The following is an 11,939-nucleotide window of genomic DNA, read 5'->3' as shown; positions in this document are numbered from 1 at the left end:
CGGCGCGGAGGCGGGAGCGCGGGGGCTGACGAGGCCGCAACGCGAGGACGCCGGGCCCGTGGGGGCCTGGCGTCGCGCTGTCGGCGGTCGCGTTCCGTGTCGGGGGGCACAGGCGTGCCGAGTCCGGGGAGGGGCCGGCCGGTCCTGATGGGTTCGGCCTGGTCAGGCCGTGTGACCGGTCACCCTCGCCCTGCACCGGATGAAATCGGCCGCGACCTCCTTCGCCCGTGACGCAGTGGGCTCGTATCCGGAGCGGAGACGGAGACGGAGACGGAGACGCGCCGCACGACGCCGACCGCGAAGGTCCCGTCTCGCCGCGAGACGGGACCTTCGCGGTCGGTCGTGCCACTCACCTGTGCGAGGGCGTCACTTGGTCGCCGTCGGCCTCCTCGACGCCGCTGTCGCCTCGCCGATGTCCGTCAGCGGTCGCAGCCGGTACGTGTACGCGTAGTCGCGGTTGGCGAAGAGTTTGTACTCGTCGTGGGTGTGGGCGCCCCAGCTGTTGTCGCCGCCGACTCCCATCTGGCGGTGGTTGACGCGCAGGACGGGGGTGTCGCGGGGGGTGAGGTGGTAGTCGTGGCGCAGGCCCGTGGACAGGTCCTCCGGGGTGAAGTACGAGGCGTTCATCTCGATCAGGGAGTCGCCCGAGACCAGCAGGCCCACTCCGTCGCGGTCGGTGACGGCGGCCCAGCGGACGTCGGTCTTGTTGCCGTTCTCCTGGGGGCGGATGTAGCCCGACCACTGGTCGGCGATCTCGCCGGAGTAGAGGCCCACGTCGGTGCCGTTGTTGCGGTCCCAGTGGTTCTCCTCGGGACCGCGGCCGTAGTAGTGCAGGCGCTCCAGGCGGCGGTTGAGCAGGAACAGGGTGCCCACCTCCGGGATGTACGGGAGGGAGGAGGCGCCCGGGTGCAGGGTGTTGTCGACCTTGATCTCGGCGTTGCCGAACACCGTGTAGGTGGTGGTGTACGTGGACTCGGTGGTCGTCGGGAGCGTGCCGCTGACCTTGATCTCCACGGCCCGGTCGTCGCCCAGGGAGCGGACGGTCACGGCCGTCACCTTGCGGTTCGTGCCCGCGTCCCGCCAGGTCTGGTTGCGGGTGTGCTGTCCGTTGCCGTGGTCGTTGTCGGTGGGGGCCCGCCAGAAGTTGGGCACCGGGCCGGCGGAGATCAGCCGGGTGCCGCCCGCCTTGTACGAGGTGATCGTGCCGGTCGCCTTGTCGACGGTGACGGAGAAGCGGCCCGGGTAGCCCTTGCCGGTGACCGTGACGGCCTCGGCGCTCTCCTCGTACTTCAGTTCCGGGACGTCCGCCAGGGGGACGGGTGTCACCGCGGGGCTGCCCGCGTCGACGGACAGCTGCTGCCGGGCCACCTCGAAGCCGGCCTCGGCCCACGGGGTGTCGTCCTTCGTGGTGAAGGAGAGTTCGAGGAAGTACTCGGTGCCGGGCGCCGGGGAGGCGGGGAGGTCGAAGGGGACGGTGATGTCCTTGGTGGACAGGGGGCCGACGTCCAACTGGTCGCGGGTGAGGCGGCCCTCCTGTACCTTCTTGCCGTCGGCCACCAAGGTCCAACGACCGTCCAGTTCACGGAGGTCGGTGAAGAGGTACTCGTTGGTGAGCGTGACCTTCTTCGAGGTCAGGGTGGTGCCGGTGGCCGGCTTCGCGTGCACGGCCTGGTAGATGCGCTTGACCTCGGCCGCCTTGCCGGTGTGGCCCCGGTCGGCCTTGATGATGCCGTCCGCGACGAAGGCCCCGTCGTTGGGGTTGTCGCCCCAGTCACCGCCGTACGCGAGGAACGTACGGTCCTTCGCGCGGCTCTCCGCCACGTCGACCGTCGCCGCGTCGAACCAGAACCGCACCCCGTCGTCACCGGCGCCACGCCCCGCGGAGGCCAGCTCGGCAGCGCTCAGGGCGCGCGCGTACACACGCGCCCGCCGGATCGTGCCGCTGAACTCGCGCGTCGGGTTGTCCGTGTCGGTGCCGAGAGCGAGCGGAGCGACGTTCACGCTGGGCCGCCGGGTCGTGGTGCGGGTCGCCTTCACCTCACCGTCGACGTAGAGGGTGAGGGTCCCCGACCCGGCGTCGAAAACACCGGCGACGTGGTGTTCACGGCCGGTCCAGCCCTCGGCCGGGAGCCCCCAGCTGACGCTGACCCACTGGCCCCCGCCGTAGATGAAGAACTCGATGCTCTTCTCGCTCTGCTTCAGGGCGTACTGCGTGTCGCCCTTGGCGATGATCGGCTGGTGGCCGCCGGTGACCTTCGGGGTGACCCAGGCCTCCAGCGTCAGGGAGCCGGTGAGGTCGAGGGCCGGGTCGCGGGTGAAGCCGGTGGCGCCGGAGAGGCCCTTGTCGCGGCTGAACGTTCCTGCTGCGGTGAGGAGTTGCCCCTTCAGCCCGCTCGGACCGGCGTCGGTGAACACCTTCAGCCGGGGGATCGGCCAGGTCAGCGACTGGTCGACGAAGTCCCAGATCCAGCCGCCCTGGAGGACGGGGTAGCGCCGGACGAGGTCCCAGTACTTCTTGAAGTTGCCGGTCGAGTTGCCCATCGAGTGCGAGTACTCGATCATCACGTACGGCCGGGTGTCGGCGGTGTCCTTCGCCCGCTGCTCGACCCGCTGCGGGCTGTCGTACATCTCCGAGCGGATCTGGCTGATCGTCGGCCGGTCGTCGCCCTCGTACTGGATGACGCGCGTCTTGTCGTACGACTCGATCCAGTCGCGCATGGCGACGAAGGTGGAGCCGCCGCCGGCCTCGTTGCCGAGGGACCAGATGACGACGGAGGCGTGGTTCTTGTCGCGGTGGACCATGTTCCGGGCGCGGGCCACGCAGGCCTTCGTCCAGTCGGGGTCGTTGCCGGGGAAGCGGTCCCGGATGCCGTGGGTCTCCAGGTTCGTCTCGTCGACGAGGTAGAGGCCGTACTCGTCCGCCAGCTCGTACCAGATCGGGTTGTTGGGGTAGTGCGAGGTGCGGACCGAGTTGATGTTGAGGCGCTTGATGATGCCCATGTCCTGGACCAGGTCGGCGCGGGTGAGCGCCATGCCCCGGTCGGGGTGCATCTCGTGGCGGTTGGTGCCCCGCAGGGAGACCGGCTTGCCGTTGATCCGCATCAGCCCGTCCTTGAGCGCGAACTCGCGCAGACCGACACGGTGGGAGAGGGTCTCGACGATTCTGCCGCCCGGGTCGCGCAGGTGGAGCACGGCCGTGTAGAGGGTCGGGTGCTCGGCGGACCACAGTTCGGGGGAGGGCACGGCCCTGGCGGCCTGGACCGTCACGTCCTCACCGACGGCGGAGGCGCCGACGGTGACGGACTGGACGAGGGGCCGTGACCAGACGGCGTGCCCGCCCGCGTCGTAGAGCTGTGTCTCGACGGAGTACGCGCCCTCGTGCCCGGCCTCGTACGCGCGCACGCTCGCGGTGACGGACAGCTCGGCGGTGGTGTAGCCGTCGGCGAGCGGGGTGTCCAGCTTGAAGTCGCGCAGGTGCACGGCCGGGGTGGAGTAGAGGTAGACCGAGCGGAAGATGCCGCTCAGCCGGATCATGTCCTGGTCCTCCAGCCAGTCGCCGTCCGAGTACCGGTAGACCTCGACGGCGATCTGGTTCGACCCGGGCTTCAGGTGCTGGGTGATGTCGTACTCGGCCGGGTCGTACGAGTCCTCGTGGTAGCCGACGAGTTCGCCGTTGATCCACACGTAGTGGGCCGACTTGACGCCCTCGAAGTGCAGGAAGGTACGGCGGTCGCCGGCCGTCCAGTCCTTGGGGAGCTGGAAGGAACGGCGGTACTGGCCCACGGGGTTGTAGCGGGTCGGCGCGTTCGGCGGCTGTGCCTCCTCGCCGCCGCCGTTGGGGCCCCACCAGGGGTAGGTGATGTTGATGTAGATGGGGAAGTCGTAGCCGTGCAGCTGCCAGTTGGACGGCACCGGGATGGTGTCCCAGTCGCTGTCGTCGACATCGGTCCTGTAGAAGTTTTCGTCCCGGTCGCCCGGCCGGTCGACGTACGCGAACCGCCACTTGCCGTCGAGGCTCAGCCGGTACGGGGAGCGGGTGCGGTCGCCGGCGAGTGCCTGTCTGACGTCCGCGTACGGCATGAGGGTGGTGTGGGGCGGTTCGGCGCCGACCTGGAAGAGGGCCATGTTGCCGGACCACTCGGGGGTGCCGTCGGCGGCCGTCCCGGTGAAGGGGGCCGCGTAGGCATCGCCGCCGGAGAGGGCCAGGGCGCCGAGGAAGGCGGCGCCGCCCTCCAGCAGACGGCGGCGGCTCATGACGGGGCGGGCGGCGGCGGGTGAGCCTGTGTGCGGGTGCTGCTGTGGCATGTACCGGGGCCTTCCTCGACGACATTGGGGAGTGCACGTGCGGAGGAGCGTCGGATGGTGTCCGAAGTTGTTGAAAAACCGCGCCCACCCTAGGACTTCGAACAGAAGGGGAGCAATGAATCTGTCGCACTTTGTGCGGTCGTGAGGGGTGGTCGTGAGGTGCGGTCGTGCGCCTGCGGGGATGACGGCCACGTGGGTGCGTGTGCCGGTGTCGCCTCCGCCCCGGCCCGTCGCGCCGCTTACGGTGCCCCCATGGTGGCGGGTGTGGTGTGGGCGTTGTGCGCGGCGGTGTGCATGGGTACGGCGACCGTGCTGCAGGCGCTGGGCGCGCGGCGGGCGGCGACGAGGGACGACGGGCGCGGCCGGGGGCGGACCGTGGTGGAGGTGCTGCGCGGCTGGCCCTTCCTCGCCGGGGCGGGCCTCGACACGGCGGGCTTCGCGGCGCAGGTGGTGGCCCTGCGACTGGTGCCGTTGTTCCTGGTGGAGGCGGCGGTGGCCGCGTCGCTGGCGGTCACCGCGGTGGCCGGCACGCTCGTGCTGGGACTACGGCTGCGGCGGGCCGAATGGGGCGCGGTGGCCGTGGTGTGCCTGGGCCTGGCGACGCTCGCGGTGTCCGCCGGGCGCACGGGCGACGGACACGGGGACACCGGGCTGCGGGTGGCGGTGCTGGTCGCGTCGGTGCTGGTGGTGGCGGGCGGGTGGGCCGTGGGCGGCCGGCTGCGGCGGGGCCGGGCCGTCGTCCTCGGCGCGGCGGCGGGCCTCAGCTTCGGCCTCACCGCCATCGCCGTACGCCTGCTCTCGGAGGCGACCGTCCCCGCGATCCTGGCCCAGCCGTCCGCCTACGCCGTCGTCGTCTCCGGCCTCGGCGGCTACCTCCTCCTCGTCCAGGCCCTCCAGTCCGGCTCGGTGACGGCGGCCACGGCGGCGATGGTCATCTGCGAGACCGTCTGGCCGGGCGTGTTCGGGGTGGTGTGGCTCGGCGACTCGACGCGGGACGGGTACGGGTGGCTGGCGGTGACCGGGTTCGTGGGGTGTGTGGGGGGTGGGGTGGCGCTGGCGCGGTTCGGCGAGGCGGGCGAGCCGGGGGAGGCGGCGAGTCGGCGGTGACCGTGCCCGGCCGACGGTGACCCGCCCGGTCTGCGGCAACCTTCCCGGGGCCGGTGGCGACCACCTCGTGAAGTGAAGGCACGTGAAATCCCGCCCCCCACCAAGGGAGTTCACCATGCGCATCCCACGCCCCGCACGCCCCCCACACACCCGCATCGCGAGCCTGCTGACCGTGCTCGTCGCCGTTCTCGCGGTGCTGCTCGCTCCCGGGCTGACGACGCCGTCCGTCGCGCAGGCGGCGAACGACCGGGCCGCCACCCAGGAACGGGCCGAGGCGGCGGCCGTCTGGAACCCGCCCTCGAACCTGGTCCAGCCCCTGGGCGAGGTCTGGAACCACGTCGAGTCCACCTACGGCAACCTCTACGGCTTCCGCAACTACGGCTGGGACCAGGTCATGGCCAACCGCGGCAGCGTCAACTACTGCGTCCGCTGGGAGTCGGACCAGCCGGTCAGCACCGCCCTGCGCGACCAGATCCACGCCGCGCTGAAGAAGCAGTTCGGCAATTGACATCCTCCCCCTCTTGAAAGAGGGGGATTTCAACCTGTATGGGCTGGGGTTCACGGACGCTCGACCGTGTGGTGGGCGGTGTCGTCCCTCCGGCACCGGCTGAGCGCCGGGGGCGGGGGATCCCGCCCTGTCCTGCCGCGACGTTGATGCTGGCGTTGGTGTCCGCGTTGCAGGTGAAGCCGCAGGAGGAGCAGACGAACTCGGCTTGGTTCTTGCGCGAGTTCTTGTCGATCCAGCCGCAGGCACTGCACCGCAGAGACGTGTAGGGGGCGGGTACGTCTTCGACGCGGCCGGGGGCCTTGTGCCCGGTGCGCTGCCGGAGCAGGCCCCAGCCCTGGGCGAGGATCGCCCGGTTCAGTCCGGCCTTCTGGGCCACGTTCCTGCCGGGCTGCTCGACGGTTCCCTTCGCGGAGCGGGTCATGTTCTTGATGTTGAGCTTCTCGAACCGGATGAGGCCGTAGGAGCGGGCGAGCATGGTGCTGGTCTTCTCGCACCAGTCCTTGCGCCGGTTGGCCTCCCGCGCCCTGAGCCTGGCTGCCTTCGCGTACTCGGCCGTCTTGCGGGGGCTGCCTTTCGGGGCTCTGGCCGCGCGCCGCTGGTGTTTGCGGATCTGAGCCCGCTCGCGGGTGGTGCGCTGGGGGCAGTTCAGTGTCCGGCCGTCGGAGAGGGCGGCGGTGATCGTGACACCCCGGTCGATGCCGATCACCGTGTCCGTGCCGGGCGCCGGGACCGGCTCAGGGACGAGCGCGAAGGCGATGTGCCACTGCCCATTGCGGAAAGTGACCCGGAACGTCTTCGCGGCGGGCAGCTGCGCGCCCCGGCCCCGGGCACTGAGGCGGAAGCGGACCCAGCCGCAGCCGGGCACCTTCACCTGCGCCCACCGCCCATTCAGCCTCTGCACCACGACCGAGCGGCCCATGATCTGCCTGCCGGTCTTCGCGTTCAGCTTCGGCGACCCGTCCGCCTCGTGTTCCGGTACGCGGTCGGTGCCGATGACACGGAAACCCTCGTGCACATGCTTCCTGCGCCACGTCGGCTCCCCGAACCCGGACGTGAACCGGGCATTCTTGGCCCGGGCGAAGTCCTTCAGTGCCTGCTGCTGCACATCCGCGTTCCCCGCACCCAGCCACGCGTTGTCCCGCCGGGCCTCGGTGAGCTGACGGCACTGCTCCACGAAACCGGGCGCGGACTTACGCCACCGCCGCCAGTGCGCATGCTGTTCGACCGCAAGATTCCACACGTACCGTGCGTGGCCGCAGTGCGTGAGCATCTGCTCGGCCTGCGCGCGCGACGGATACATCCGGAAACGCGCCATGCCACAAACCTAGCCACCCCGTTCCCCACCCGCCCACGCCTTCGACCGACATCACCCGTGAGAGTGACCGGCAAGCCCTCACCCTTCAGGGCAACCCCGGCCACAGGGCCCCCGACCCGCCGACACCACGAACGGCTCCAGGCCGGCCTCACCACCGTCCCTCCCGAGACGCCGAATCGCCCTGACGGCGATTGGGCTTTCCCCTGCCCCGCTACGCGGGAACGGGCATTCACCCCAGCCCTGAAGGACCGGGCACCCTGCCCGACAAGCAAGGTGGATGTTCCGCGACTTCTGGCGCACATGAAGTCCCGTTACGGCCTCTGATCCCCTCCCGTCACCGACGTGCGCGGGGCCGTGACAGATGTCATGGCCCCGCTGTGAAGGCGCTCGTTCACGGGGACGATGCAGTGCGCACTGGCCGTTCGTGACAATCGCTGTACAGGGCCCGGGAGTTGACCGGCCGGGACCTCACCGCAGCCGGACGTGCCAGGGAGGTCAGGTACGTCGGCGACGTCATGAACGCCGGAAACGAGGGACAAGCCGTGCGCATCACCCATCTCGTCGGGACAGCTCTGGGCACCACACTCCTGCTTCTCACGGCGGTACCGGCCGCCTCGGCCGCACCCGCGGTCGGCAGCACCGCCGGGAGCACCGCTCCCGGACCGGGCGGACTGGACCGGGCCGAACTGCGCGACACGCTCACCGCGATCCCCGAGGCCGGGATGTACGGCACGTACTCCTCGGTGCGGGACGGCCGTGAACGCTGGACCGGCGCGGCGGGTCTGGCCGACGTGGACACCGGCCGCAAGGTCACCCCGAACATGCGGCACCGCGTCGGCAGCATCACCAAGACGTTCACCGCGGTGGCGATCATGCAGCAGGTGGAGCGGGGCCGGATCAGTCTCGACGCCCCGGTCACGCGCTATGTCCCCGAGCTGTTCAAGGGGGCCGGCACCGACGCGAACGCCCGGGAGCGCGGCGACGCCATCACCGTACGCATGCTCCTCAACCACACCAGTCACATCGGCGACTACGTCCTCGGCGCCTTCCCCTCCCTCCAGCAGAACTCCACCACCAGCCTCGACGAGGGCCGCTTCCGCTCCATCAGCCCCCGGGAACTGGTCCGCCTGGGCCTCGCCGCCCCCGCCACCGGCAGCCCCGGCGCCCAGCCCGGCTCGTACTCCAACACCAACTACGTCATGGCCGGCCTGATCCTGGAGAAGGTCACCGGCCAGAAGGCGTCGACGTACCTCACCCGGCACGTCATCGAGCGGGCCGGGCTGGACGACACCTCGTTCCCGCGCACCCCGTACCTCAAGGGCCCGCACTCCAGGATGTACGAGTCGTTCTACGGGCTCATCGACCCGCCCCGCGACTACAGCGTCTACGACATGTCCTGGGCCTACACCGCCGGCGCGATCGTCTCCACGACCGACGACCTCAACCGCTTCTACCGCCTGCTGCTCACCGGCCACCTCGTCGGCCGGGCGTCCCTGGCGGAGATGCAGCGCACGGTCCCGGTGGAGGTCGCCCCGGGCTCCGCCATCGACTACGGCCTCGGCATCTACCCCCTCGACCTCCCCGGCTGCGGGCGTTTCTGGGGCCACGACGGCGGTGTCTTCGGCGCCGGCACCAGCAGCTTCACCGGCGCGGACGGCAAGCGCCAGCTCTCCATGGGCTACAACCTGATGAAGTACCAGCGTCTCAACGAGGACGGTACGGAACTGGAGCCGAGCCCGATCGACGAGGCGCTCATCGTGCACATGCTGAAGGGGCTGTGCCCCTCACTGGACACGGGTGAGGAGCCGGGCGAGGGCTCCGGGGCGGCGATGAAGTCGGCGATCGCGGCGGCGGACGTCCGGCGGATCCTTCCGAACGGCCTGCCGGGCGCGGACCTCGCCACCGGGAGCGGCCCGATGGCCCCGAGCCCCTTCATGATCCCGAACCGGTAACCGCGTCCCGAGGTCCGGAGGTTCCCAGGTCCCAGGTCCGCGATCCCGGCCGCCGGTGGGTAGAACTCTCCCGTCACCGCCCTCGCACCTCAGGGAGAGTAGCGTTTTGCCCACCTTCGTCATCTTCGACCTGGAGTTCACGACCTGGCCGGGGGCCATGGACCAGCACTGGTCGGCCCCCGGCCAGCTGCGCGAGATCGTGCAGATCGGCGCGCTGCGGCTGAACGAGGAGTACTCCGTCGTCGAGACGTACGACGTGCTGGTCCGGCCGGTGGTGAACCCGGTCCTCTCTCCGTTCCTCACCGCCCTCACCGGTATCGAACAGGGGGCGGTCGACCGGGACGGCCTCGCACCGGCCCGGGCCCTGAGCGACTTCCTCGCCTTCTGCCGGGGACAGTCCGTCCTCTCCTACGGCAACGACATGCTCGTCCTCGGCGAGAACATCGGCTGGGCCCGGGCCCGGGGCGAGGAGATCGAGCACAACGCCCTCGCTCCGGGCTTCGTCAACATCCGTCCCTGGCTGAACGCCGCCGCCCCGACCACGGCGGGCGTCAACTCGGGCCGTCTGTGGCAGGCCCTGGGCCTCCCCCGCCCCGCCACCCCGGGCGACGAACACTCGGCCCTCTTCGACTGCCACTCCATCGCCACGTCGCTACGGCATCTGGCGGGGACGGGGGCCGCCCTGCCGGACGGTCTCCTCCACGGGGCCTGATCAGCTCCCGGGGCGATCGGCGAGGCGGTCCAGTTCCTCGCCGATCGCCTCGCGCAGCTCGTCGTGGCGCGGCCCGAGCGCGTACCGCTCCTCGCTCCACCGCTCCGGCGGATACAGCCACACCGGCCTGCCGACCAGCTCCGGCGGCTCCCACGCGTAGCGCGGCCACACATGCGCCCGCGTGCACGTCCAGCGTGTCGACGACGCCTTCGAGAACACCGGGACGACCGGCTGTCAGGCGTTGCGCGACAAGCTGACGGAGCTGGGCTACCCCGCCTCGCGGATCCACTGCATGCCGGACGTCTTCACGGACACGCCCCGGGCGAGGCTCGACCTGCGGGTGGACGGCGGTCATCTGGCCCTGGACGTCACCGACTACGGCGCCAACGTGATCGTCGAGGCGTTCGGTGCCCCGGCGTCCACGGGTGTGAGCGTGACCGATGTGCGGCGGACCCCGGTCGTGGACCGGCCCACGTCCTGACCGTCGGGCACCGGGGGTGGGGGCGGCGGACGTGAGGGCCGTCACCGGGAGCAGCTTTGCATGATCATGCATTGGCATGCATAATATTTCTATGTCCAAGGTCCTCACCTCTCTTCCGGCCGGCGAGCGCGTCGGCATCGCCTTCTCGGGCGGGCTCGACACCTCGGTCGCCGTCGCGTGGATGCGCGACAAGGGTGCTGTCCCCTGCACCTACACGGCTGACATCGGCCAGTACGACGAGCCCGACATCGCCTCGGTGCCCGGCCGCGCGAAGACCTACGGTGCCGAGATCGCGCGCCTGGTCGACTGCCGGGCCGCGCTGGTCGAGGAGGGCCTGGCCGCGCTGACCTGCGGCGCGTTCCACATCCGTTCCGGCGGGCGGGTGTACTTCAACACGACCCCCATCGGCCGTGCCGTCACCGGCACGCTGCTGGTCCGGGCGATGCTGGAGGACGACGTCCAGATCTGGGGCGACGGCTCGACCTTCAAGGGCAACGACATCGAGCGGTTCTACCGCTACGGCCTGCTGGCCAACCCGCACCTGCGGATCTACAAGCCCTGGCTGGACGCGGACTTCGTCACCGAGCTGGGCGGCCGCAAGGAGATGTCCGAGTGGCTGGTCGCGCACCAGCTGCCGTACCGGGACTCCACGGAGAAGGCGTACTCCACCGACGCCAACATCTGGGGCGCCACCCACGAGGCCAAGACCCTGGAGCACCTGGACACCGGCGTCGAGACCGTCGAGCCGATCATGGGCGTCCGCTTCTGGGACCCCTCGGTCGAGATCGCCACCGAGGACGTGACGATCGGCTTCGACCAGGGCCGTCCGGTCACGATCAACGGCAAGGAGTTCGCCTCCGCCGTCGACCTGGTGATGGAGGCCAACGCCATCGGCGGCCGCCACGGCCTCGGCATGTCCGACCAGATCGAGAACCGCATCATCGAGGCCAAGAGCCGCGGCATCTACGAGGCGCCCGGCATGGCCCTCCTGCACGCCGCGTACGAGCGCCTCGTCAACGCCATCCACAACGAGGACACCCTCGCCCAGTACCACGCCGAGGGCCGTCGCCTCGGCCGGCTGATGTACGAGGGCCGCTGGCTGGACCCGCAGGCCCTGATGATCCGGGAGTCCCTGCAGCGCTGGGTCGGCGCGGCCGTCACCGGTGAGGTCACCCTGCGGCTGCGGCGCGGCGAGGACTACTCGATCCTCGACACCACGGGCCCGGCGTTCAGCTACCACCCGGACAAGCTGTCCATGGAGCGCACCGAGGACTCGGCCTTCGGCCCGGTGGACCGGATCGGTCAGCTCACCATGCGCAACCTCGACATCGCCGACTCGCGCGCCAAGCTGGAGCAGTACGCCGGTCTCGGCCTGATCGGCACCGGCAGCCCCACCATCGGCGCCTCCCAGGCCGCCGCCACCGGCCTGATCGGCACCATGCCCGAGCTGCCGCAGGGCGGCGCCGAGGCCATCGCCTCCCGCGGCGAGGTCTCCGAGGAGGACGCGCTGCTGGACCGCGCGGCGATGGAGTCCGGCACGGACTGACCGCCCACCGACA

At 70.6% G+C, this 11,939-nt stretch carries 7 protein-coding genes and 2 pseudogenes; 6 read left to right on the top strand and 3 right to left on the bottom strand.

The window, feature by feature from the left end:
* Nucleotides 1-366: 366 nt before the first annotated feature.
* Complete coding sequence (locus ACWCRJ_RS00640; RefSeq protein ID WP_450937200.1) at nucleotides 367-4,305, bottom strand: glycoside hydrolase family 2 TIM barrel-domain containing protein; 3,939 nt, start codon at nucleotides 4,303-4,305, stop codon at nucleotides 367-369.
* A gap of 252 nt (nucleotides 4,306-4,557) precedes the next feature.
* On the opposite strand from ACWCRJ_RS00640, the gene ACWCRJ_RS00635 reads away from it, so the two are divergent.
* The gene (locus tag ACWCRJ_RS00635; protein ID WP_450937199.1) at nucleotides 4,558-5,412 is read left to right on the top strand and encodes a hypothetical protein; all 855 of its coding nucleotides are present in this window, start codon (nucleotides 4,558-4,560) and stop codon (nucleotides 5,410-5,412) included.
* 115 nt (nucleotides 5,413-5,527) lie between these two features.
* Nucleotides 5,528-5,914 (top strand): annotated as a pseudogene (locus tag ACWCRJ_RS00630) (hypothetical protein); the annotation flags it as partial.
* Here ACWCRJ_RS00630 and ACWCRJ_RS00625 read toward each other — a convergent pair.
* Entirely contained in the window at nucleotides 5,862-7,235 is a 1,374-nt protein-coding gene (locus ACWCRJ_RS00625) for an RNA-guided endonuclease InsQ/TnpB family protein (RefSeq protein ID WP_450937198.1), read from the bottom strand. The pseudogene ACWCRJ_RS00630 and the gene ACWCRJ_RS00625 overlap by 53 nt on opposite strands.
* 542 nt (nucleotides 7,236-7,777) lie before the next feature.
* Here ACWCRJ_RS00625 and ACWCRJ_RS00620 point away from each other — a divergent pair.
* Together ACWCRJ_RS00620 and ACWCRJ_RS00615 are read left to right on the top strand one after the other, a co-directional pair.
* Nucleotides 7,778-9,187, top strand: coding sequence for a serine hydrolase domain-containing protein (locus ACWCRJ_RS00620; RefSeq protein WP_450937197.1), 1,410 nt, complete (start codon nucleotides 7,778-7,780; stop codon nucleotides 9,185-9,187).
* A gap of 106 nt (nucleotides 9,188-9,293) precedes the next feature.
* Nucleotides 9,294-9,899: a 3'-5' exonuclease gene (locus tag ACWCRJ_RS00615; RefSeq protein ID WP_450937196.1), complete on the top strand. Its 606-nt coding sequence runs from the start codon at nucleotides 9,294-9,296 to the stop codon at nucleotides 9,897-9,899.
* On the opposite strand, the pseudogene ACWCRJ_RS00610 reads toward ACWCRJ_RS00615, so the two are convergent.
* Nucleotides 9,900-10,076: pseudogene (locus tag ACWCRJ_RS00610) on the bottom strand (diadenosine tetraphosphate hydrolase); the annotation flags it as partial.
* A 4-nt stretch (nucleotides 10,077-10,080) separates the two neighbouring features.
* Between ACWCRJ_RS00610 and ACWCRJ_RS00605 the strand changes: the two are divergent.
* Nucleotides 10,081-10,380 carry a hypothetical protein gene (locus ACWCRJ_RS00605; protein WP_450937605.1) on the top strand — a complete coding sequence of 100 codons (300 nt, stop codon included), beginning with the start codon at nucleotides 10,081-10,083 and terminating at the stop codon, nucleotides 10,378-10,380.
* Nucleotides 10,381-10,471: 91 nt separating this feature from the next.
* Nucleotides 10,472-11,926: an argininosuccinate synthase gene (argG, locus tag ACWCRJ_RS00600; protein ID WP_450937195.1), complete on the top strand. Its 1,455-nt coding sequence runs from the start codon at nucleotides 10,472-10,474 to the stop codon at nucleotides 11,924-11,926.
* Nucleotides 11,927-11,939: the final 13 nt, after the last annotated feature.

This window comes from Streptomyces sp. NPDC002324 (assembly GCF_053593335.1).
Note: the sequence above shows the minus strand (reverse complement) of the source record. Positions and strands in the feature narration are given on the sequence as shown.